Below are 22637 nucleotides of genomic sequence, written 5' to 3'. Positions count from 1 at the left end.
ATGTGAGGTTATTTTATGAGTGATTCTAAAGGTTCAAGTTTACTTGGTATTAAAGACATTGTGTTTATGAATGTCATTGCAATATTAAGTTTACGTCAAATTCCTAATGTGGCGCCTTATGGGGCATCAGCAATGGTGCTTTGGTTACTTGCTGCATTTTGTTTGTTTTTCCCATTAGCGATGGTATGTGGTGAGCTTTCCACAGGCTGGCCAAAAGATGGTGGGATCTTTGTGTGGGTAAAAGAAGCGTTTGGTAAACGTATTGGTTGGATTGTTGTTGTTTGCTTCTTATTTTCTTGTGTGCTGTTTTTCCCACTTATGTTGCAATTTGGTTTTACCGCAATTGGCTATATGTTTAGTGCCGATTTGGCGCAAAATCAGGTGTTTATTGGTGTAGGATCGATGGTGGTATTCTGGATTTTGACACTGATGAATATTCGCGGTATGCAGTGGACCAAAATTATCAATAGTGTGAGTGCATGGCTTGGGGTATTTATTCCTGCTGCAATTATTGTGTTATTAGCTATTGTTTGGTTATTAACCGGTCACCCGATGGCAACTGATTATAGTCATGTTAGTGATTGGATCCCTGATTTAAGCAGTTGGGATACCATCGTGTTTTTATCTAGTATGATGTTTGCTTTTGCTGGTCTTGAAGTGGCACCAATGATTGCAGGACGTACACGCGATCCACAACGAGACTTCCCTAAAGCGATGGCGGTATCGGCAATTGTAATTGTTGGTATTTACATGATAGGTACTTGGGCAATTAATACTTTATTACCTGCGGCTGATACTGATATTGTTGCTGGCGTAATGCAAGCGATGGAAGCGGCGGCTAAAGAGTTACATATGCCTTGGTTATTACCGGTTATGGCAATTTGTTTATTCTTTGGTGCATTAGGTCAAATTAACTCATGGTTAGTTGGTCCTATTTATATGTTACAAGAAGCATCTAAAGAAGATAATTTGCTTGGTGAACGTATTGGTCGTTTACATCCTGTATATCAAACACCAGCATTTGCTTTAGTTATCCAAGCAATAATTGTAACGGTACTTTGTTTCTCAACGTTTGTATCACCAAGTATTGCAGCAGCTTATTGGATGTTAACCGCATTAACAACCATTTGTTACTTTATCCCTTACTTAGTGATGTTTATTGCTTACTATCGTTTACGTATTACTCAACCAGATGTACCACGTAGCTTTAAGATACCAGGTAAAGTATTACCAATTGTTTTACCAGGTTTAGGATTCTTATCTACGCTATTTGCGGTGATCTTAGTCTTTATTCCACCTGCACAAATTGATATGGGTGGTTATGTTGAGTATATTGCGAAAATTGTTGGTGGTGCAGTGCTTGCAATTGTCCTAGCTGAATGGATATATTACCGAGCACAAAAACGTAATCGTTTGCAACAACAATAATATAGAGGAGTAAGAGTATGTACAAACCTATATTGGAAATTGATTTGCGCAAATTAAGGAATAATGCGCGAGTCGAAAAAGAGATACTTGCTAAGCACGGCATTGAAGTGATGGCGGTCAATAAAGTCTTTGATGGTTGTGTTGAAACCGCCAAAGCGGTGCTTGATGGTGGTATTGATGTAATTGCCGAGTCAAGAACTTACAATCTAAAAAAACTTAAAGACGCGTTAAATTGCAAAACGTGTTTATTACGTAGTCCTTGTTTGAGTGAAATCAGTGATGTCGTTAAATATGCTGACATTAGCTTAAACAGTGAAAAACAAGTTATCCAAGCACTTTCTGATGAAGCGGTTAAACAGCAGAAAATTCATCAGGTTTTATTAATGGTGGATATGGGTGATTTACGTGAAGGTATTTGGTTTGAACATGTTGATGATATCATCGATACTGTCAAACTTATCTTATCGTTACCTGGTGTTGAACTTTACGGTCTTGGAACAAACTTCAATTGCTATGGTACGGTTTTACCGACTGTAAAAAATGGAGTAGACTTTTTACAAATTGCGCGTAAAGTAGAGCAAGCTTGTAACATTAAGATCAAATATTTATCAGCGGGTAACTGTACGAGTTATCATTTACTTGATAAAGGTGTTTGGCCTGAAGGCTTAAATCACATCAGAATTGGTGGTTTACATGAGTTTGGTATTGAGTATGTGGATATGAAGTATTTAGACGAATTCCATCACTCAAATAAACCTGTCGATAAAGCATGCAGTAATTTGTATAAATTGTATGCGCAAATTATTGAACTCAATAGTAAACCAACTGTTCCTGTTGGTGAGTTAGGTGTAGATGCGTTTTTAAATAGTAAAACCTTTGTTGATCATGGTACGCGTAAACGCGCACTCCTCGCTTTTGGACGTCAAGATGTACCGTCTGAAAACTGTGTACCGATTAATGATAGTATTACTGTTTTAGGACAGACCAGTGATCATACTATTGTCGATATTGAAGATGTTACTGAAACATTGCGTGTTGGCGATATCATTGGTTTTGAACTTGATTACACAGCCTTACTTATGGCTTGCCAAACAAATGGTGTAGAAAAACGTTTTATTTATTAATTCGTGTTAGCTGCTGGTTACGCCAGCAGCTGTTATTAATTATTAGGCGGTTTACATGGCAACATCAGAATCACAAGAAAGCCCTTATCCCAGTAGTTTAAAGAAAAATCTAAAAAATCGTCACTTATTGATGATTTCGTTAGGGGGATCAATCGGTACGGGATTATTTATTGGTATTGCCGCACCGCTTAGTACAGTAGGCCCATTAGGTACTATTATTGCTTATTTAATGGCTGGCAGTATTATGCTTGCTACTATGTTATGTTTAGGTGAGCTTTCTTGTGCTTTTCCCCATGCAGGTTCTTTTCAACATTATGCATTAATGTTTATTCCGAACCCAATTTGGAGTTATACCATTGGTTGGTTATATTGGTTAAGTTGGGTGCTGTCGATGGCAGCTGATTTGACTGCTGCTGCTATGATAGCCCATCAAGTTTTTCCTGCGATTCCTATTTATCTTTTTAGTCTTTTAATCCTTACAGTTATCACTTGTGTGCATTTAACTTCTGTTCGTGCATTTGGTGAAAGTGAATATTGGTTTTCAACCATTAAAGTCTTGGCGATTATTGCGTTTATTTGTATTGGCATTTATTTGTTATGTCAAGAATATAACCAAACCCACGTTTTACCAACACTTAAGACAGAACATGGCTGGTTTCCAAATGGTTTTTTATCGATTTTTGTCTGTATGACCATTGTAACTTATTCGTTTCAAGGTGTTGAGTTAATTGGTAATGCTGCTGGTGAAGCGCAATCACCACAAGCGGTATTACCAAAAATTATTACCGGTGTTGCTTTTCGTATCATTTTGTTTTACGTGTTAGCGATTGCGGTATTAGCACTGGTTTATCCTTATGGCACAGAACATACCGAGATCAGCCCTTTTATATGGGTATTTAATAAGGCAGGTATTAGCTTTGCCTCTTATGGCATGCTGTTTGTTATTTTTTGTGCTGCCATTTCAGCTGCAAATTCAGCAATTTATGCTAGTTCAAGAATGTTATGGTCTATGGCTCAAGATAACTTAGCGCCAAAATATTTTTCAGATGTGAATAAACGAGGTGTGCCAACTAAAGGGATTTTATTTATTGCACTTATTGCATTAGTATCCTTATTTTCTAAATATATTGCTGCTGAAAAACTTTATATCTATTTAGTTGCAGGTACTGGACAAGTCGGTTGTTTTGCTTGGATTGTTATAGCCTGGTGTCAGTACCGTTTTCGTAAAGGTGTCAATACTGGTCAGTACCCTAAAGAGATGATTAAATTCAGATCGCCTTTATTTCCTTGGTTAGCCATTATATCAATTATTGCAAATACAGTGATTATTATGGGCGTTTGGTTTGATGAGTCAGGTTACTTTATTTTATTATCTGAAGTAGTATTAATTGTTATTATTCTTATTTCTTACTTTTTCTATAAAAAACGTAATCCCGAAAAAAGTCGTTAATCGGTACTTTTTATGTAATCGAGTCAATAAACATATTGTCTTGATTACATAGGATTGATTATTAGTAACAAACTCTATTATTGTTGAAACAAAACCGAATCACGTTTTATTAATTATATCTCAATTTGTCTGTACTATTTTAGAAAAGCAGCTACACCAGTAAAAACAACTTGTGCCGCAATAGCGGATATAAGTAATCCAGTTAATTTTGATAAAATTGATATACCGGTATTTTTTAGCACTTTAGCGATTGTTTTAGCACATAGCAACATGGCATAAATACCGCTTGAGGCAATCAATAGCGAAAGGGCACCAATCAGATTTTGCATACCTACGGAACTTGTCCCCATAACAATAATCGTACCGATCGAGGCGGGACCCATACATAAAGGTATTGCAAGAGGAACCACACTAATATCATCATCATCAGTATGAATTTTATTTTTTTCAGGTGAATCATTCATCAACGAAACCGCTGTAATAAATAGTAATGCGCCGGAGCCAATTCTAAAAGCATCGAGTGTAAAACCAAACACACTAAACATGGCATTACCAAAAAAGAATAACACAATACCAATGATAAAAACGGCACACGATGTTTTAAGTGCAGTTTTTCGGCGTTGTTGTTCATCATATTGTTTTGTGCCACTTAAAAATGCGCTCAAAACTGCTGGTGGTGTCATTAATGCGAACAATTTTATAGTTGTTGCAAGAATTTCAAAAAGATAGTCACCCATAGCATAACCTTCAAAAGAATAATAAAATTTGCTTTAACTTTGTCAACGCTAGATAGTTGGCAGGAAACAGTATGTTTTAAATATAAAAACGGTCACCGTAAAGGTGACCATCATTAGACAGATATATTTTATATTGTTTTTTTAAATCATTAACCAATAAAGAATTAGTTAAGGCGCTCTTTAATACGAGCCGCTTTACCACGAAGTTCGCGTAAGTAGTAAAGTTTAGCTTGACGTACTTGACCACGACGTTTCACAGTAATTGAATCAACAATTGGTGAGTGAGTTTGGAATACTCGTTCAACACCTTCGCCATTCGAAATTTTACGTACTGTAAATGCAGAATGTAAACCACGATTGCGAATTGCAATAACCACACCTTCATAAGCTTGAAGACGTTTTTTGTTACCTTCAACAACCCATACTTTTACTTCAATCGTATCACCTGGGCGAAAAGACGGGATGTCTTTTTTCATTTGTTCTTGTTCTAATTGCTGAATAATTGCATTTTTCATAATGTTATCTCTTACTAGTTATACTGAAATTTTAGTTGCTTTGTTTATCACGGTATTCTTGTTGAAATTCAGTGAGTAAACATTGCTCTTCATCAGTCAGAGCTAGATTTTCAAGAAGATCTTCTCTTCTCAACCAAGTTCGTCCTAGTGATTGTTTCAATCGCCAGCGACGAATCGCTTCATGGTGACCAGACATTAACACATCGGGCACCGCCATTCCATCTAACACCTCTGGTCTGGTATAGTGTGGACAATCAAGTAAACCGTTAGCAAAAGAGTCTTCTTCTGCTGATGATTCATGATTCAACACGCCAGGAATAAATCTTGCTAGAGCATCAATCATGGTCATTGCCGGTAATTCACCGCCACTTAACACGTAATCCCCAATTGACCATTCTTCATCAATTTCGGTTTGGATAACGCGTTCATCTATACCTTCGTATCGACCACAAATCAAAATCAATTTTTGATATTGTGACAACTCGCAAACACCTTGTTGGTTTAATTTGCGCCCTTGCGGGGAAAGATAGATTACTTTTGTATCTTCACCTGCTACTGCTTTCGCTGCATGAATGGCATCTCTAAGTGGTTGTACCATCATTAACATGCCGGGACCGCCACCATAAGGTCTGTCATCGACAGTCTTATGCTTATCATGCGCAAAATCGCGCGGGTTCCAATAATCTACTGTTAACAGTCCATTTTTTACGGCTCGACCAGTTACACCATAACAGGTAATAGCTTGGAACATTTCGGGAAAAAGGCTAATTACGCCAATCCACATATTCTTACCTTACCAATTAAAATGCTGGATCCCAATCGACCACAATCATTTTTGTTGTTAAATCAACTTGTTTAATAAATTGTTCTTCAACAAAAGGAATTAAACGTTCTGTTGCTCCAAATGCATCTTTTAGATTTGCTTTAACAACCAACACATCATTAGAACCGGTTTCCATTAAATCAGTGACCTGACCTAAGTCATAACCATTAATTGTTTTTACTCGGCAACCAATCAGATCTTTCCAATAAAAATCACCATTATTAAGTTCTGGTAATTTTTCTGCATCGACAAATACTTCGGCATTAGTTAATGCATTGGCTTGATCACGATCGTCAACACCTTTGAGTTTCACAATCATGTCTTGATTATGGGGTTTAAAGCTTTCTACGATTACTTCTTGCCATTGCCCAGCACGCTGAATATACCAAGGTGTGTAATCAAAAATACTATCTGGAAATTCTGTAAACGAAAAAATCCTGAGCCATCCACGAATGCCGTAGCTTGAACCAAGTTTACCCACAACAATTAGATTCTCAGTATTCATCATTACAATTACTATTAGTTACTAATATTAAGCAGCTTTTTGTGCTTGTTTGATCAATGTGTTAACACGATCAGAAACGGTTGCACCTAAACCTACCCAATGATTTACGCGATCAAGATCTAAACGTAATTCTTCTGCTTTACCTTGTGCAATTGGATTAAAAAAGCCAACGCGCTCAATAAAACGACCATCACGTGGGTTACGGCTATCAGTGACAACTACTTGATAAAAAGGGCGCTTTTTAGAGCCACCACGAGCTAAACGAATAGTTACCATAACATCCTCTTAAATTAAAAAATAATCTTTATCTTGCCCAACATGGACAAAATCAAAGCCCCGAAATTATACTCTTTCTGGCAAAAAGTGCAATGGCTGTTTATGGCTGATAAAAGGTAATACATTTATTAACCAATATCTATAAATAATCAATCTCACCAATAATAATTACTGGGATTGATTCGGTTCAAAAAACAATCATTAACAGGCGTTTTAATCTATATCTTTACCCATTAATGCCGTACTTAGCCCTTTTCCATGCATATCAAGCGCTAAAGAGTAAGTTATGCCACGGGTGATTGCACAATTTTTATACTTCCAAATAGCTGATAACTGTTTGACGAGCTGTCATTCAATTAGCGTTGAGTCCATGGCAATAATCTCTTTGACAGCTGTACGAGCACATCACTCATGACGGTAACATGATCTTTGGCTATTTGTTTAAACGTTACTTGCGAAAAATCGGCAACTCGTTCTGTAATGACAATATTAGCAGGAATACCGACTTTAAAAGATATTCATACAGATTTATTGATTTCAGGTGAGTTTCATTTGATTTACCACAAAGATAATGTTCTTGAGCAGAAACAATCGGTTGAATTAAAGGAGTTAGAAAGGCATAACTTTATTGTTTTTTTAAAAGGTATAGTTATTTGTATTTATACCGAACAATTGACGTAGCTATATCATTCAATATGCTATAGAAGTTAGGCTGTAGACATTTATGATAGGTTAGTATTACAACTGGGTTAACCTTATTTCAATTTGAACATGACAATATTGCGATAATCTTATTTGAAGGCATCTCGCTCAAAAGAGCAGTTTATCTGATTAAGCAAAGAGATCGACAATTACTAAAATCAGCTTAAAAATTTTATCAATTTATTAGGAATAATAACATGATAAATTAATATATTAATTTATTTGTGTATTTTACTTAATATTGTCTTAATTTTTTGTTTTTTTCTTAAAGAAAGCTCGTTTTAACACGTCAAAAAAACCTAATGAACGCACCATTTTTGGTCCATCAATATAAACTCGAATGGCTCTAAGTACTTGTTTAGGTTGTTTAGAAGCAAAAGTAAAAGTACCATCTTTTTTGGTTTGAATTGAATAACGTGGAATCCATTTACCACCAAATAGTACCGATGCAATAACAAAATCGACTTCATTCCAAGGGATTTGAATATATTTGCGCGGGTCATGCTGATGATAAAACTCAAAAGCTTTGTCTCCGATTATGATATTGCCATATTCAGTTAAACCAGTAAATGCTGTTGCTTTTACCGTTAAATCAATCTTCGTGTTTAATGATTGAACCATCTATTGTGTTCCCAAGCTGGACTTGAATTAGTGATGATATCCTTTTCATCATCGTTATGTGATGAAAAGGATAGTTTGATTATTAAGAAATTGTTGCTTTAAACTAAAACGGTATATTTTAAAAATACGTTGGTTAAAACATTATCTTTTATAAAAGACCAATAACGTGGCCAATAATACCTACAACAAATAATCCAAGGATAATGATAATAGGTGAGACTTTTTTACGTAGTAACCACATACATAAAAATGTTAAAAGTAATGGTACAAGTCCTGGTATTAATTGATCCAAGTTATTTTGCAAGGTAGTAACTTTTTCTTGTGTCAAAGATAATCCAGCTTGCATTTGTTGCAATGCTTTTTGAATGCCTTCCGCACCAGCTGGTAAAGCATTCCAATCAATAAATGCACCATTATCTAATTTTACAGTTGAAACGACTGGTTGGAATTTTATTGATACCCACCTTTGTACCAAAGCTGCTAGTACAAACATCCCTAAAATAGACGCACCTTTCGTAATTTTTTGGAGTAAACCACCAGATAAATTATCGGTAATTTTTGAGCCAGTACGATAACCAAATTCTTGGGTATACCACATAAAGCTCCAACGAATAATGTTCCAAAGTAAAAAGAATAGAATTGGTCCCATAATGTTACCACTAAGTGCAAGTGAAGCTCCAAGCGCACCAAGCATCGGTCTTACTGTAAACCAGAATACTGGATCACCCACACCAGCTAATGGTCCCATCATCCCGACTTTTACACCTTGGATAGCAACATCATCAACCGCAGCCCCGTTGGCTCGCTCTTCTTCTAGCGCAAGCGTTACTCCTAGCACAGGTGATGCTAAATAGGGGTGAGTGTTAAAAAACTCTAAGTGACGTTTTAATGCAGCAGAACGATCTTCTTTGCTGGTATATAATTTTTTGATAGCTGGGATCATTGAGTAAACCCAACCACCATTTTGCATACGTTCATAATTCCAAGAACCTTGGAGGAAAGTCGAACGCCAAGCAACCGCTAAACGATCTTTTTTGCTTAATTGAATTCTATCAGTCATTTTTTTCTCCAAGTTCCTAGTAATCATTTAAAATGTCGTCAAGTGGATCGCCTTTATCGCCACCATTTGAAGAGTTTCCGCGTTCAGAAAGGCTAAGATAGATTAACGCCAAGGCAATACCAAGCGCACCTAGTGCAATTAAGGTTAATTGTGATATCGCTGCAACTACAAAGCCAATAATGAAAAATGGCCATACTTCGCGGTTTGCCATCATATTAATGACCATGGCATAACCAACCGCAACAACCATTCCTCCGCCTATTGCCATACCTGTTGTTAACCATTCTGGCATCGCTTCTAATGCGCCTTTTACCGTTTCAGCAGGGATAAATAAAAGAGCTGCTGCTGGGATTGCGATTCTTAGACCTTGCAAGCAGATACCCAAAATTTGCAATAATTCTATTTTACGAATATTTGCTTCTTCTGCTGCGGCATCCATCATATGGACTAATGGCACAGCAATGGTTCGCACAATCATAGTTAAGAATAATCCAGCAACAGCAAGTGGAATCGCAACTGCAATTGCGGTCGAAACACCAGCGACACCTTGTCCACCTAAAACTAAAATGATGGATGAAGCCACTGCGGCTAATGCTGCATCAGGTGCAACTGCTGCCCCAATGTTTGCCCAACCTAATGCAATCATTTGTAATGATCCGCCTAATACAATACCCGCTTCTAAATTTCCGGTCACAAGTCCAATTAATGAACAAGCAACCAAAGGTTGATGAAATTGAAACTGATCTAAAATCCCTTCCATACCCGCTAGAAAGGCAATAACTATCACCAAAATGATAGCAATAATTGATAATGTCATAATATAACCTCTTAAATAAACTAATTCTTTTGCTCAGCTAATTCTTGTTTCGCTTTCTTTAATAATTCATCCATATTATCGTTAGAATCATTAGGCACTTTACGAACGTCAAATTTGACGTTTTTAGCTTTTAACTTTTCAAAGGTTTCAACGTCTTGTGCATTCATTGATAACACTTTATTAACCATTACTTTACCCACAGAATGTGCCATCGAACCAACATTGACAACATTGATATCAACACCACCTTCGATAGTTCTTAGTACATCTTCAGGATTTTCAAATAGCAATAAAGCTTTGGTATTACCAAAACGAGGATCACGCGAAACTTCAATAATTTTTTTGATAGGCACGACGTTTGCTTTCACGCCAGGAGGCGCCGCTTCTTCAATCAGTTTTTTTCTTAACTGATCCTTCGCAACTGAATCTGATACGACAATAATACGAGTCGGATTGGTTGATTTTGTCCAAGAAGTGGCGACTTGACCATGTAATAAGCGAGAATCGATACGAGCTAGAACAATTTTCATCTTTCCATCACCGACAACTGTTCCTTCAGGAATAGCGGCAGAGGGTTTAGATGTTTGTGTTTTGGCAGGTTCAACCGTTGCGCGAATGCCTTCTTTGGCGGATTCTAAAATTGCTGAGGCAATTTCTTTAGCTGTTTCCATCGAAAAGCGTGATGAGTAAGCTTCAATTAACATAGGTAAGTTTAAACCAGCTACAATCGCCCAATTACTATGTTCACCACATAAATTATTTGCTTGATTGAAAGGTGTTCCGCCCCATAAATCCACTAAAAAAAGCACTTCATCTTGATTATCGAATGTTGCTATTGCAGCAAGCATTCGCTCTTTTAAACTTTCAGGACTGTCACTTGGATGCAAGGTAACCGCTTTAACGTTTTCCTGCTCACCAAATATCATCGTTCCTGATTGTAGAATCCCTTCTGCAAACTCACCATGAGTTGCAAGAATAATTCCTACCATACACGCTCCTCCAAATATTTATCTCATTGGATAATAAAAAATTACTTTAAATGGGCTCCAAAAACTAGTTTGGTTTAGTTAAGTCATATGTAAAAACATTGAACATAAATACTCTGCTTATAAAAAATATGGGGTACATAGTTGTTTGTAAAACAAATGTTTATATTCCTAATTTTTATATAATTAACTGTTAAATCATAACATTTATTAATAAGTTAAGTATAGATAATCTATTTTTTTATAGAAGAATTTTATCTATTTTTAAAGAATCATTTATTCTAGTTACGAAATTTTTGCTAATTATTGATCATCCATTTAATAATGGATACTGTTATTTTAATTATTTGTGATAATAAGTGTTGAAGCTATTTAGGTGGGTATTATTATTTTATCGATTGATTATTAAGATAGTGGCTTAGTAATAACGAATTAACGCAAAATTAATTATAAGTTATTCAATCCATAGTAAGGGATTTTGATATTGATCAATAAGTTGTTGACTGAAACCTCTACCGTTTTAGACTTCTGAGATAATTTTCTTCAAAAGCTAATTGATTGTTCTTTGTCCATTTCGTTAGGTATGTTTCGCTAACATGCAAATCAATATCGTTGCTGTTTTTGATTTTAAGGATTTTTTTATCACTCAACTTTAGATCACATCAAACAATGTCAAAGATAACTGATGTGATCTATACGTTAAATTAGATTGTCTTAGTTTTTTGATTTACCGAATTAAACTTTAAAAATTAAATTAAGGTTACTTTAGTCAAATGCACTATTTGCTATTTTTTAAAAAATACATATGAACTAAACATCATCTTTTTTAGAGTTATTTTCATCGTTATTTTATAAACCATGATCTTTTAGCGCACTACGAATAAATCCATTATTTTCTGATAAGATTTTTTTTGCTTGCATAAAAGATAGGTTACCTAAAATCATTAAAATAGCCGTTTTACAGTGTCGATTACTTTGTTGTAATGCTAAAGTCGCTGTTTGTCGGTCACAATCGGTTGCTTGCATAACAATTGATATTTGGCGCTCAATCAGTTTAGCATTGGTTGCTTCAACATCTACCATTAAATTACCGTAAACTTTGCCAATTTTAATCATACTTGCTGTGGTTAACATATTTAGTACAAGTTTTTGTGCTGTGCCCGCTTTCATTCTTGATGAACCGGTGATCACTTCCGCACCAACAATGGGGGTGATAGCGATATCGGCTAATTCAAGCATTGGAGCTTTGGGATTGCAACATAAGCTTACAACTTTGCACCCCAGTGATTTAGCAAAGTGCATGGCACCAAGAACATAAGGTGTGCGCCCACTAGCTGCAATTCCGACTAAAACATCGTTTGCTGATAAATTGATCTTGGTTAAATCATGTTCAGCTAATTGTGGATTGTCTTCAGCATTTTCAACAGCATGAAAGATTGCCTGCTGGCCACCAGCGATTAAGCCGATAACCAGTTCAGGCGGTGTGCCATAAGTTGGTGGGCATTCACTGGCATCTAAAATACCTAAACGCCCCGATGTGCCAGCACCAATGTAAATTAATCTACCTTGATTTAACAAAGCGTGACTAATTAACTCTACTGCTTGAGCTATGTTGCTTAATTCTTGCTCTACTGCTAAGGCAACTTTTTTATCTTCATTATTGATAATTTTGAGAATTTCTAATGTGGAGCAGCTATCAATTTGTTCACTATCTGGATTACGGCTCTCGGTTAACATTGAAGATAAATTAATGTTTTGCATGTTTTCTTAATCCTAGCCATAGAAAGAATATTACTAGTGTAAATAAACAACCAAAGCCTACACCAATAGCAATAACAGGGAGGTTGAGCGCAACAGCTAAGGTATAAAGCCCTAACATGATCATCATTGCACTATATTCGCTTAAGTTTTGGATTGATATGACACTACCTGCACCAACTAAATCTTTGCCCATTTTTTGAATTAAAGCATTAAGTGGCACTAAGAAGAATCCACCTAGTGCACCAATGATAACTAATAAAATATAGGATGAAATAATATGGCTTTGCAATGTAAAAACTATAACGGCTATGCCCATCATGATTCCAGCAGGAATACAACGTAATGTTTTATCGATCGAAATAAACACGCTAGCTAAACCAGCACCAATTACAATACCGATGGCAACAATGGCATTAAGATTGGTCGGGGTTGAATTGTCAACAATACCTAAAACCACAGGCACCCAGCTAATCAATAAAAAACGTAATGTAATGCCTGCTCCCCAAAATAGGCTGGTGCCTAATAACGTATATAGCGCTTGTTTATTACTGAAGATGATTTTCACTGTGTGGGTAAAATCTTTTACCATACTGGTAAATTTCCAGTGAATATCTTTTCTTGCAGCCGGTAACTTGGGAATAAATATGTTAGCAATTACGGCGAGTGCATACATTAAAACGCAAGTAAGTAAGGATGCACTGACATTCATATCGGCAATATGCCCACCAGCCAAAGAACCTAGCAAAATTGCTGCAATTGTTGATGCTTCAATTAAACCATTTGCTTTTATTAACTTATCGCCCGATGTTAGCTCGCCTAAAATACCATATTTTGCTGGAGAGTAACCAGCAGCGCCTATACCCACTAAAAAATAACCGATAAATGGACTAATATTTAAGCAGATACTTGCGGCACCAATTAATTTTAGACCATTGGCTATCATCATCGCTTTGCCTTTGGACATACTATCGGCAAATTGGCCTACAAAAGGTGAAAGAATTATAAAAGGAACAACAAAGCTAATTTGTAATACTGACTGGCTCCATTGTGGGTAATGCAAATTTTTAATATAAGCAAGGATAGCAAAAAAGATCGCATTATCCGCAAATGCTGAAAAAAACTGCGCTAGCATGGTTGCCACCATGCCTTTGCTTAATAGTGAATATTGTTTCATAGTAGATTCTGACTTATTCATCGGCCATTTTTCTTAGCGTAATAAAATCGATTTTACCTGTGCCAAGTAATGGTAACTCTTTAACAACCCGAATATCTCGCGGTATGGCTAGTGTTGGTATACCAAGTTCTTGAGCGGCTTGATTGAGTAATTCTCGATTAATATTAGACGATGTGGTAAACAGTACGATTGCTTCGCCTTTAGACGAGTCTGTTTTTACCGTTGCACCATTCATCGAATCGGGATCGACTTTTTTGGCTAGAGCTTCAACACTTTCTAATGACACCATTTCACCGGCAATCTTAGCAAATCGTTTTAAGCGTCCTTTAATCGTGACAAAACCTTCGTTATCAATAGCAACAATATCGCCAGTATCATACCAGCCTTTTTCGGTCTTGCCGTTTTCATCTGTGGCTACAGGGGGCTCAAGCTTACCTGGATTTTCAACACGCAAGTAGCCTTTCATGACATTAGGCCCTTTTAGTTGTAATTCGCCACCATCGGTAATCCCTGATATAGGAATTATTCGTGAAATCATACCAGGCAATAACCGTCCAACTGTGCCAGCTTTAAAGGCCATAGGCACATTAAGAGCAACAACCGGTGCACATTCGGTCACACCATAACCTTCTAAAATACGAATACCATATTTATCTTTCCATTGTTCTCGAACAGAATCGGGTAGTTTTTCGGCACCGGCAACTACGTAACGTAAGCGCATAAAATCATAAGGGTGAGCATATCGCGCATAGTTAGCTAAGAATGTTGGTGTACCAAATAAAACAGTACAATTTTGGTCATAGATAATTTCGGGTACCATACGGTAGTGTAATGGATTTGGATATAAAAAGGTTCGACTGCCCGAAAACAGCGGTAAAAATAGACCAGCAGTAATGCCAAAAGCATGAAACAGTGGTAAGGCTGACATAAAACGGTCTGCTGGTGTTGGATCGATAACTGTTCGAATTTGCTCTACATTGGCAATCAAACTATTATGGCTATGAACCACACCTTTAGGATTACCTTCAGAGCCGGAAGTAAAGAGTACTAAAGCTTCATCATCGCTAGATTGACGACGCTGAACCAAACGTGGAATATATTGATGAATTAAAATATATAATTTATCACTGAAATTTAAGCTTTTACGTAAATCTTCAAGGAAATACCATTTAACACCCTTGACTTCTTCAAGCAAGTAATCAAGCTTCCCTTTTTTGATGAATTTTCGAGAAGTAATAATGGTTTTAATTTCAGCCGCTGTTACCGCACAAGTTATGCCTTTAGTACCCGCTGTATAATTAAGCATTGCTGGAATTCTGTTTTTAACCGATAAACCAAAAATAGTTGCAACAGTAATTGTAGCGTTTGGTAATAACAGACCGACTCGTTCTTTTCTTTTGGTAATTTTAGCAATGATGCAGCTAACACCAATGATTTGTTTAAGAAGGTTTCGGTATGAAGCTTCCGATGTTGTCGGGTCTTGCACCATTCGTGATTTAACCCCGTATTTTACTTGTGCTTCAAGTAAAGCTTCGAATAGTGTCAATTTAGGGCGACTTGCCATACGGGCATTCATCATAATTTCATGCAGTTTTTCACCTGCTATGTAACGCCTGTCTCTGGCTTTTGGCGCATTTGGCATTGGAATAGAGGTCGGCTCAAGAACATGAATAGTTATCTTTGGAAACAAATGCCGTTTGAATAATCCTTTTAAACGACTGGTTAGGGTAAATTCTGCTCCTTCAATCCAAACAGGTACGATAGTCGCTTTAGAACGAGCCGCAACAAAAGCCGCACCGTCATAAATTTTCATTAACGAACCTGTTATTGTGATTCGGCCTTCAGGGAAAATAACAATTGGACGACCTTTTTCAATTTCACGAACTAATCGTTTTATTGCCATAGGACTGATAGGATCCATTGGCACAAAATCAACATAATGCTTTGCTAAACGTACCAACCAATGGTCTATATAGCCTGCATAAATAGCAAAGACAGGTTTTACTGGTAAAAAAACACCGATTAAAACGCCATCGAGAAAGGAAACATGATTAGGCGTGATAAGAAGCCTATCTTGTTTTAAATTATCTAGATTGCCATGAACTTTAACATGAAATAAAATCTTAAGGAAAAATTTTAGTATTTTAAATAACATCTGATTTCTCAATTGTCGTGCAAAATTACACTTTGTCATAATAGTGAAAAAGTAAGCAATATACAAGATAAGCAATTTATCCTGTTATTTGAATTAAAACAAAACATTATTATAAAGGCCATTGGGGTTACTGAATAATTAGACAATTGATGTTGGTCAAAAAAATAAGCATTAAAAAATGGACTGGAGATAAAATGTTAATATTAACGGCTAATGAGATTAAAAAAGTTTATACCATGCAAGATGCGATCGCAGCAGATAAGCAAGCTTTGAAAATTTATACTGAGGGTAACAGTGAGGTTCCATTACGGATTAATTTTGATATGCAAAAAGGTCAAAGCTTATTTATGCCTGCACATATAAAAGGTAGCGATATTGTCGGCATTAAAATTGTGTCAGTCTTTCCTGATAACCCAGCCTTAGGCAAGCCATCAGTACCGGCACAAGTATTATTGCTTGATCCACAAACTGGTGAAGTTTGTGCCATGTTAGATGGTACTTATGTTACTCAACTTCGAACTGGCGCGGTACAAGGAGCGGCAACAGATTTATTAGCGCGTAAAGATGCTCGTCGAGCGGTATTAATTGGTACGGGAGGGCAAGCTGTATCTCAGTTGGAAGCGATGCTTACTGTTCGTCCACTAACGGATGTGGCCATTTTTGATATTGATAGTGAAAAAGCTAAACAGTTCACAGAAGAGATGAAAAGTCGTTTTGAACATTTCTCTACTAACTTTTATTACTCACAAGACTTGGATCAAGATATTAGTCGAGCCGATATTATTACTTCTGTGACGACTTCAAAAGTAGCAACGTTTAATGGCGAGAACGTTAAACCAGGTACTCATATTAATGGTGTTGGTGCTTATACGCCAGAAATGCATGAAATTCCAAGTGATATCGTGAAAAAATCGTCTATTCGTGTTCTTGATACTAAAGAAGGTGTTTTTGCTGAAGCTGGCGATATCATCGATCCGATCAATCAAAAGTTAGTATCTAAAGATGATTTTTTAGAATTAGGCAATCTAGTGATGAATTCTACGCTATGTCGTGAAAATGATCAGCAAATTACGTTATTTAAAACCGTTGGTACCGCAGTGCTAGATGTTTACGTTGGCTATGATATTTATTTAAAAGCTAAACAAAAAGGAATCGGCTTAACAATATAAAATAGGGCAATAGCCCTATTTTTTGACATAATTTTTTAAGTAAGCAATAACCTTTTATCGATATAGAGCTTAACTTTTTAATTCTTCTTTTTGCGAACGCCCAAGTAATGCCATTGCCGCTTGTTTTGGATCTTTATGTTCATATAGAACTTGATAAATTTGTTCTGTAATTGGCATATCGACGTGATAGTTTTTAGCTAATAACCATACTTCTTTGGTATTTTTATATCCTTCAACAACTTGAGCGATAGTTTTTTGTGCTTCTTCAATGGTTTTATTTTGACCTAATAATATACCAAAACGACGATTACGTGATTGATTATCAGTACAAGTTAACACCAGATCGCCAAGCCCAGCCATGCCCATAAAGGTAGCAGGGTCGGCGCCAAGTTTAGCACCTAATCGCATCATTTCAGCGAGCCCTCGGGTAATTAGCGCTGTTCGGGCATTGGCACCAAAACCCAGCCCATCGGATAGACCTGCACCAATAGCAATAACATTTTTGACAGCGCCCCCCAGTTGTACGCCAATAAAATCTTTACTGCTATAAACTCGAAAACTTTTACTACAGTGAAATAAATTCTGTAACTCTGTTAAAAACAAATCATCGGTTGATGCAACGGTTACCGCAGTAGGTAAACCTGATGCGACTTCTTTAGCAAAGGTCGGACCAGAAATAACTGCTAAAGGAATTTCATTGCCTAGAATTTCCCTTGCTACATCTTGTAATAAGCGTCCTGTGTCGGCTTCTAAACCTTTTGTCGCCCAAACGATTTTTGAATCTTTGCGTAAAAAAGGTTTAATTTGCTTTAGAACACTAGCAAAAGCGTGACTAGGAACTACAATAAGTAGGATGGGGGCAGCATTAACAGCGGTTTGTAAATCCGTTTCAACCTGTAACTCAGGTGGGAAAGCAATATCTGGTAAAAATTGCTTATTTTGCCTATCGTGCTGCAAAATAGTCATTTTATCAGGGTTATGACCCCATAATAGTGTTGGATGACCATTACGAGCCAGCAATATTGCTAAAGAGGTTCCATAGGAACCTGCTCCAATGACTGTTACTACAGCACTTTTTTTCATAAATAATCCAATAAACTGATTAAAAATTTATTGCCAAACAACCACTATTGTAGTGTTTCAGCAGAATTAGCTTCAGCTTGTTGTTGAAGATAATTAAGGAATAGTGCATCAAAATTTACTGGCTCTAAATTGAGTTGAGGGAATGTACCTTTGGTCACTAAACTTGACACGACTTCACGAGCATAAGGGAATAAGATATTTGGACAATAAGCCCCAACGCAGTGTTGGATTTGGTTTTCGTCAAAGCCAATTAATGAAAAAATACCGGCTTGAGTAACTTCACATATATACACAACTTCATCTTGTGACTTCACTGTTACTGTGACGCGCAAAGCAACTTCATACACGCTTTCATTCAAAATTTGAGATGATGAATTAAGCTCAATATTCATGTCTGGTTGCCATTGTTTTGTAAAAATTTCTGGCACATTATTGGTTTCGAACGAAACATCTTTAGTATAAATACGTTGAATTGCAAATTGTGTTTCTGCTTGTTGTGTATTGTTTTGTTCAGTCATGATAAAACCTTATTTATTTTTAAATTATATTATTTTCTAACTAATGGTAAATTTTCGCCATTCCATCCAGCAATGCCATCTTTTAGGGCATAAACATGTAAAAAACCTTGTTTTACAAGAATTTCACCAATATTCGTTGATGATAAACCATTTTCATCAATTAAAATAATGAGATCCTCTTTGAATTTATCAATGGTTTTGGCGCTCGCATTTTTAATATCAATCGGCAAAACATTATGAGATTCAGTCACATGCCCTTTTTTAAAGCTATCAGCCGAGCGAATATCAACAATGACGGCATTTTGTTTATTGATCATATTGATTGCTTGGGCATTATTAATGATCTTAACTTTCGATAATTTGCTTTTAATTGTTAATACAATGATTGCAATAAATAACACAATCCAACCGAGTGAAAGTAAAAGGTGATTTTTTACAAAAGGAATAATTTCGAGTGTAATAAAGTCCATACTTATGTGATTACCTGATTTTTTCGATATAAGCTACGATTATAGCGATATTATGCGGTGAAATATAGTACCATTATGTGAAAACATTATTTAATGTCATGATGATTATTCGATTTTAAGTTAAAAATAGATAACTTTAGACAGAGTTATATTGATAATCGGCTCCTTAATTGATTAATGTTTTTCTAATTTAGTAATGTCAATTCCAATCAAATATTTTTCAAATAAAGCTGAGGAATCTTAATTAGCTTTTCCTATTTTTGTACATAATGGTGACCAATTCTTCTAGTTTGTTTCAATATTAACCATCAAACAACCAACATATAAAACTTACTTTTTCTATTACTCAAATAACACTGAGCAAAACAAAAAATTATTATTTAATTATCATTAGGTATTGAAAAGTGCTGAAGTAAAGTTTAAACAGAATATCTGTATGCACCAAAACTGAAAAGTTTATAAAAGCTGCAACTGTATATGACTTATTTTATATTGGCTCTAGTTTAAGCTTTTGTGATCTTTAATTAGGTCGCAATGATTTGTTTTGGTGCATTACTTTGGTGCTTATTGCTTTATTTTGGTGCGATAATAATATTTGTGTTATTATCAGGTTAGCTTATTGACCACTTGAGCGTGGTTAAAAAATGGCATCATATTTGCATAACTGTAAACAACTTGGCAAAAATGCCTTTTAAACTGAACAATTATTTGTCCTTAATGGAGAAGATACATGTCTACACAAAAAGTTTTAACACTAATTAAAGAAAACGATGTTAAGTTTGTTGATTTACGTTTTACCGACACAAAAGGTAAAGAACAACACGTAACAATTCCTGTTAGCCAAATTGATGCTGATTTCTTTGAAGATGGTAAGATGTTTGACGGTTCATCAATTGCAGGTTGGAAAGGTATTAATGAATCAGACATGGTATTAATGCCAGATGCATCAAGTGCGGTAATTGATCCATTTTTTGAAGATGTTACATTGAATTTGCGTTGTGATGTTTTAGAGCCAGCGACATTACAAGGTTATGATCGTGACCCTCGTTCAATTGCTAAACGTGCTGAAGAGTTTTTAAAATCATCAGGTATTGCTGATACGGTTATTTTTGGACCAGAACCAGAATTTTTCTTATTTGATGATGTGCGTTTTGGTACGCCAATGTCTGGTAGCTTTGTACATATTGATGATATCGAAGCAGCTTGGAACTCAGGTACTAAATATGAAGAAGGCAATAAAGGCCATCGTCCAGCAGTTAAAGGTGGTTACTTCCCACTTCCTCCTGTTGATTCTTCACAAGATATTCGTTCTGAAATGTGTTTAATTATGGAGCAATTAGGTTTAGTTGTTGAAGCGCATCACCATGAAGTGGCAACAGCAGGTCAAAACGAAATTGCTTGCCGTTTCAATACATTAACTAAAAAAGCCGATGAAGTGCAAATTTATAAGTATGTAGTACAAAATGTTGCTCATGCTTATGGCAAAACAGCAACATTTATGCCTAAACCGATGTTTGGTGATAATGGTTCAGGTATGCACTGCCACCAATCATTAGCCAAAGATGGGGTAAACTTATTTGCAGGCGATAAATATGCGGGCCTATCTGAAATGGCGCTATATTATATCGGTGGTATCATTAAACATGCTAAAGCAATTAATGCGTTTACCAACCCTGCAACTAACTCGTATAAACGTTTAGTCCCAGGTTATGAAGCACCAGTGATGCTTGCTTACTCAGCACGTAACCGCTCTGCGTCAATTCGTATTCCTGTTGTGACTAGCCCTAAAGCACGTCGTATTGAAGTTCGCTTCCCAGATCCAGCTGGTAACCCATACTTGTCATTTGCGGCACAGTTAATGGCTGGTTTAGATGGTATTATCAATAAAATTCATCCGGGCGATGCGATGGATAAAAACTTATACGATCTACCACCAGAAGAGTCTAAATTAATTCCACAAGTGGCTGGCTCACTTGAAGAAGCACTTAATGCTTTAGATGCTGATCGTGAGTTCTTAACTCGTGGTAACGTATTTACTAATGACACTATCGATGCTTATATTGATTTAAAACGTCAAGATGTTGATCGTGTTCGTATGACTCCACATCCTGTTGAATTTGAGTTGTACTATAGTTTATAAGTTATTTTCGATTTAACTTAAATCTTCCACCGCTAATCAGCGGTGGTTTTTAGCGAGGGCGGGAATTCAAACGATGACATTTGATAATGAATCTGATGCGAATCTTGTTCTCGATTCAATAATCACAAGTATTTTATTGCTCGATAAAAATCTTCATATTCTTTATGCCAATACGGCAGCTCAGCAATTATTATCGCAAAGCACAAAAAAATTATTAGAGAGTTATTTGCCTGATTTATTGAGTTATTATTCATTAGATTTTGAACTCATGTTAAGTGCGTTAGAACAAAATCAAGGTTTTACGGATAATGAAGTGAATTTAGTGATTAATAATGAATTGCATATTTTATCATTAACGGCACAATTATTAGCAAATGGACGCATTCTTATTGAAATGGCTCCATTAAATAACCATAAGCGCCTTAGCCAAGAGCAATTACAACAAGCTCAACAAAGTGCAGCTCGAGAATTAGTTCGTGGACTTGCTCATGAGATTAAAAATCCATTAGGCGGTCTGCGTGGTGCGGCTCAATTATTATCTCGGGAATTACCCAAAAATGAGCTACAAGATTATACACAAATTATTATTGAGCAAGCCGATAGGCTCAGAAATTTGGTTGATAGATTATTAGGCCCTCAGCAGCGGTTACAGCAAAAAGAACAAAATATTCACAAAGCAATAGAACGAATCTATGCTTTACTCTGTTTAGAAAAGCCTATTAATATTCAAATTTTACGTGATTATGATCCAAGTTTACCTGATTTAATTCATGATTCTGAACAGATAGAACAAGTGATTTTAAATATTGTCCGTAATGCATTGCAGGCTATAGGAACAAAAGCAGGAACAATAACGATAAGAACAAGAACGGCCTTTCAGGTGACTTTACATGGACAGCGCTATCGACTTTGTGCCCGCATTGATATCGAAGACAATGGACCTGGCGTACCGGTTCACATACAAGATACCTTGTTTTATCCAATGGTGAGTGGTTATGAAGGAGGAACAGGAATTGGACTTTCGATTGCACATAATATAGTCGATCAGCATCATGGAAAAATTGAATTTAATAGTTGGCCTGGACATACTGAATTTTCTGTCTATTTGCCAATTAAACAATGA

Annotated in this window: 21 protein-coding genes and 2 pseudogenes; 7 read left to right on the top strand and 16 right to left on the bottom strand. The window is 36.2% G+C overall.

All coding sequences use genetic code 11. The annotated features are described in order from the left end of the window. The first annotated feature begins 15 nt into the window (after window positions 1–15). From A9G03_RS08525 to A9G03_RS08515, 3 genes are read left to right on the top strand one after another with little or no spacing between them, the layout of a single operon-like run. Window positions 16–1428 carry an APC family permease gene (locus tag A9G03_RS08525; protein WP_065633707.1) on the top strand — a complete coding sequence of 471 codons (1413 nt, stop codon included), beginning with the start codon at window positions 16–18 and terminating at the stop codon, window positions 1426–1428. A gap of 17 nt (window positions 1429–1445) precedes the next feature. Beyond that, window positions 1446–2552: an alanine/ornithine racemase family PLP-dependent enzyme gene (locus tag A9G03_RS08520; RefSeq protein ID WP_065633706.1), complete on the top strand. Its 1107-nt coding sequence runs from the start codon at window positions 1446–1448 to the stop codon at window positions 2550–2552. A 55-nt stretch (window positions 2553–2607) separates the two neighbouring features. After that, entirely contained in the window at window positions 2608–4002 is a 1395-nt protein-coding gene (locus tag A9G03_RS08515) for an amino acid permease (RefSeq protein WP_065798939.1), read from the top strand. Window positions 4003–4136: 134 nt separating this feature from the next. Here A9G03_RS08515 and A9G03_RS08510 read toward each other — a convergent pair whose 3' ends face one another. The 5 genes from A9G03_RS08510 to rpsP form a co-directional block, all read right to left on the bottom strand. Next, a complete protein-coding gene (locus A9G03_RS08510) occupies window positions 4137–4739 on the bottom strand; it encodes a MarC family protein (RefSeq protein ID WP_065633704.1) in 603 nt (200 codons plus the stop codon). A gap of 164 nt (window positions 4740–4903) precedes the next feature. Continuing rightward, the gene (gene rplS / locus A9G03_RS08505; protein WP_065633703.1) at window positions 4904–5254 is read right to left on the bottom strand and encodes a 50S ribosomal protein L19; all 351 of its coding nucleotides are present in this window, start codon (window positions 5252–5254) and stop codon (window positions 4904–4906) included. 31 nt (window positions 5255–5285) lie between these two features. Further along, window positions 5286–6038 carry a tRNA (guanosine(37)-N1)-methyltransferase TrmD gene (gene trmD, locus A9G03_RS08500; RefSeq protein WP_065633702.1) on the bottom strand — a complete coding sequence of 251 codons (753 nt, stop codon included), beginning with the start codon at window positions 6036–6038 and terminating at the stop codon, window positions 5286–5288. A gap of 16 nt (window positions 6039–6054) precedes the next feature. Further along, window positions 6055–6585, bottom strand: coding sequence for a ribosome maturation factor RimM (rimM, locus tag A9G03_RS08495; protein WP_141671527.1), 531 nt, complete (start codon window positions 6583–6585; stop codon window positions 6055–6057). A 24-nt stretch (window positions 6586–6609) separates the two neighbouring features. After that, window positions 6610–6858 (bottom strand): 30S ribosomal protein S16, encoded by a 249-nt coding sequence (rpsP, locus tag A9G03_RS08490; RefSeq protein ID WP_025314644.1) that lies wholly within the window; start codon window positions 6856–6858, stop codon window positions 6610–6612. A gap of 429 nt (window positions 6859–7287) precedes the next feature. Between rpsP and A9G03_RS08485 the strand changes: the two genes are divergently transcribed. Continuing rightward, window positions 7288–7539, top strand: a complete 252-nt coding sequence (locus tag A9G03_RS08485) for a hypothetical protein (protein WP_065798938.1) — start codon at window positions 7288–7290, stop codon at window positions 7537–7539. A gap of 267 nt (window positions 7540–7806) precedes the next feature. On the opposite strand, the gene A9G03_RS08480 is transcribed toward A9G03_RS08485, so the two are convergent. The 8 genes and pseudogenes from A9G03_RS08480 to aas all read right to left on the bottom strand — a co-directional run bounded on the left by A9G03_RS08480 (window position 7807) and on the right by aas (window position 16134). Continuing rightward, window positions 7807–8181 carry a DUF956 family protein gene (locus tag A9G03_RS08480; RefSeq protein ID WP_065633699.1) on the bottom strand — a complete coding sequence of 125 codons (375 nt, stop codon included), beginning with the start codon at window positions 8179–8181 and terminating at the stop codon, window positions 7807–7809. A gap of 148 nt (window positions 8182–8329) precedes the next feature. Further along, window positions 8330–9241 (bottom strand): PTS system mannose/fructose/sorbose family transporter subunit IID, encoded by a 912-nt coding sequence (locus tag A9G03_RS08475; protein WP_065633698.1) that lies wholly within the window; start codon window positions 9239–9241, stop codon window positions 8330–8332. Between the two features lie 16 nt (window positions 9242–9257). Then, on the bottom strand, window positions 9258–10058 hold the full coding sequence (locus tag A9G03_RS08470) for a PTS mannose/fructose/sorbose transporter subunit IIC (RefSeq protein WP_065633697.1): 801 nt from the start codon (window positions 10056–10058) through the stop codon (window positions 9258–9260). 20 nt (window positions 10059–10078) lie between these two features. Beyond that, a pseudogene (locus tag A9G03_RS12870) lies at window positions 10079–10627 on the bottom strand (PTS system mannose/fructose/N-acetylgalactosamine-transporter subunit IIB); the annotation flags it as partial. A gap of 47 nt (window positions 10628–10674) precedes the next feature. Continuing rightward, window positions 10675–11047 (bottom strand): annotated as a pseudogene (locus A9G03_RS12865) (PTS sugar transporter subunit IIA); the annotation flags it as partial. Between the two features lie 846 nt (window positions 11048–11893). Further along, window positions 11894–12805 (bottom strand): N-acetylmuramic acid 6-phosphate etherase, encoded by a 912-nt coding sequence (gene murQ / locus A9G03_RS08460; RefSeq protein WP_065798937.1) that lies wholly within the window; start codon window positions 12803–12805, stop codon window positions 11894–11896. Then, window positions 12792–14000: a lysophospholipid transporter LplT gene (gene lplT, locus A9G03_RS08455; RefSeq protein ID WP_218056832.1), complete on the bottom strand. Its 1209-nt coding sequence runs from the start codon at window positions 13998–14000 to the stop codon at window positions 12792–12794. The genes murQ and lplT overlap by 14 nt, the downstream gene beginning before the upstream one ends. Next, window positions 13993–16134: a bifunctional acyl-ACP--phospholipid O-acyltransferase/long-chain-fatty-acid--ACP ligase gene (aas, locus tag A9G03_RS08450; protein ID WP_065798936.1), complete on the bottom strand. Its 2142-nt coding sequence runs from the start codon at window positions 16132–16134 to the stop codon at window positions 13993–13995. Before aas ends, lplT begins: the two co-directional genes overlap by 8 nt. A gap of 194 nt (window positions 16135–16328) precedes the next feature. Between aas and A9G03_RS08445 the strand changes: the two genes are divergently transcribed. Then, entirely contained in the window at window positions 16329–17303 is a 975-nt protein-coding gene (locus tag A9G03_RS08445) for an ornithine cyclodeaminase family protein (protein ID WP_065798935.1), read from the top strand. Window positions 17304–17372: 69 nt separating this feature from the next. On the opposite strand, the gene gpsA is transcribed toward A9G03_RS08445, so the two are convergent. Genes gpsA through A9G03_RS08430 form a run of 3 tightly spaced genes read right to left on the bottom strand, consistent with a single transcriptional unit; the run spans window position 17373 to window position 19374 of the window. Continuing rightward, on the bottom strand, window positions 17373–18386 hold the full coding sequence (gene gpsA, locus A9G03_RS08440; RefSeq protein WP_065798934.1) for an NAD(P)H-dependent glycerol-3-phosphate dehydrogenase: 1014 nt from the start codon (window positions 18384–18386) through the stop codon (window positions 17373–17375). Between the two features lie 44 nt (window positions 18387–18430). Continuing rightward, the gene (gene secB, locus A9G03_RS08435) at window positions 18431–18904 is read right to left on the bottom strand and encodes a protein-export chaperone SecB (RefSeq protein ID WP_065633692.1); all 474 of its coding nucleotides are present in this window, start codon (window positions 18902–18904) and stop codon (window positions 18431–18433) included. 29 nt (window positions 18905–18933) lie between these two features. Then, window positions 18934–19374 carry a rhodanese-like domain-containing protein gene (locus tag A9G03_RS08430; RefSeq protein WP_065798933.1) on the bottom strand — a complete coding sequence of 147 codons (441 nt, stop codon included), beginning with the start codon at window positions 19372–19374 and terminating at the stop codon, window positions 18934–18936. Window positions 19375–20104: 730 nt separating this feature from the next. Here A9G03_RS08430 and glnA point away from each other — a divergent pair. Next, entirely contained in the window at window positions 20105–21514 is a 1410-nt protein-coding gene (gene glnA, locus A9G03_RS08425) for a glutamate--ammonia ligase (protein WP_065633690.1), read from the top strand. Between the two features lie 73 nt (window positions 21515–21587). Then, a complete protein-coding gene (gene glnL / locus A9G03_RS08420) occupies window positions 21588–22637 on the top strand; it encodes a nitrogen regulation protein NR(II) (RefSeq protein ID WP_065633689.1) in 1050 nt (349 codons plus the stop codon).

Origin of the sequence: Gilliamella sp. wkB171 (assembly GCF_001693755.1) — a bacterium.
In the GTDB taxonomy this organism is placed as follows: domain Bacteria; phylum Pseudomonadota; class Gammaproteobacteria; order Enterobacterales; family Orbaceae; genus Gilliamella; species Gilliamella apicola_F.
This window is presented reverse-complemented; position numbering and strand designations above follow the sequence as displayed.

Bases quoted from the DNA above. Each gene is read 5' to 3' on its own strand.
- A9G03_RS08525 (WP_065633707.1), top strand. From the start codon at position 16: ATGAGTGATTCTAAAGGTTCAAGTTTACTTGGTATTAAAGACATTGTG.
- A9G03_RS08520 (WP_065633706.1), top strand. From the start codon at position 1,446: ATGTACAAACCTATATTGGAAATTGATTTGCGCAAATTAAGGAATAAT.
- A9G03_RS08515 (WP_065798939.1), top strand. From the start codon at position 2,608: ATGGCAACATCAGAATCACAAGAAAGCCCTTATCCCAGTAGTTTAAAG.
- A9G03_RS08510 (WP_065633704.1), bottom strand. From the start codon at position 4,739: ATGGGTGACTATCTTTTTGAAATTCTTGCAACAACTATAAAATTGTTC.
- rplS (WP_065633703.1), bottom strand. From the start codon at position 5,254: ATGAAAAATGCAATTATTCAGCAATTAGAACAAGAACAAATGAAAAAA.
- trmD (WP_065633702.1), bottom strand. From the start codon at position 6,038: ATGTGGATTGGCGTAATTAGCCTTTTTCCCGAAATGTTCCAAGCTATT.
- rimM (WP_141671527.1), bottom strand. From the start codon at position 6,585: ATGATGAATACTGAGAATCTAATTGTTGTGGGTAAACTTGGTTCAAGC.
- rpsP (WP_025314644.1), bottom strand. From the start codon at position 6,858: ATGGTAACTATTCGTTTAGCTCGTGGTGGCTCTAAAAAGCGCCCTTTT.
- A9G03_RS08480 (WP_065633699.1), bottom strand. From the start codon at position 8,181: ATGGTTCAATCATTAAACACGAAGATTGATTTAACGGTAAAAGCAACA.
- A9G03_RS08475 (WP_065633698.1), bottom strand. From the start codon at position 9,241: ATGACTGATAGAATTCAATTAAGCAAAAAAGATCGTTTAGCGGTTGCT.
- A9G03_RS08470 (WP_065633697.1), bottom strand. From the start codon at position 10,058: ATGACATTATCAATTATTGCTATCATTTTGGTGATAGTTATTGCCTTT.
- murQ (WP_065798937.1), bottom strand. From the start codon at position 12,805: ATGCAAAACATTAATTTATCTTCAATGTTAACCGAGAGCCGTAATCCA.
- lplT (WP_218056832.1), bottom strand. From the start codon at position 14,000: ATGAATAAGTCAGAATCTACTATGAAACAATATTCACTATTAAGCAAA.
- aas (WP_065798936.1), bottom strand. From the start codon at position 16,134: ATGTTATTTAAAATACTAAAATTTTTCCTTAAGATTTTATTTCATGTT.
- A9G03_RS08445 (WP_065798935.1), top strand. From the start codon at position 16,329: ATGTTAATATTAACGGCTAATGAGATTAAAAAAGTTTATACCATGCAA.
- gpsA (WP_065798934.1), bottom strand. From the start codon at position 18,386: ATGAAAAAAAGTGCTGTAGTAACAGTCATTGGAGCAGGTTCCTATGGA.
- secB (WP_065633692.1), bottom strand. From the start codon at position 18,904: ATGACTGAACAAAACAATACACAACAAGCAGAAACACAATTTGCAATT.
- A9G03_RS08430 (WP_065798933.1), bottom strand. From the start codon at position 19,374: ATGGACTTTATTACACTCGAAATTATTCCTTTTGTAAAAAATCACCTT.
- glnA (WP_065633690.1), top strand. From the start codon at position 20,105: ATGTCTACACAAAAAGTTTTAACACTAATTAAAGAAAACGATGTTAAG.
- glnL (WP_065633689.1), top strand. From the start codon at position 21,588: ATGACATTTGATAATGAATCTGATGCGAATCTTGTTCTCGATTCAATA.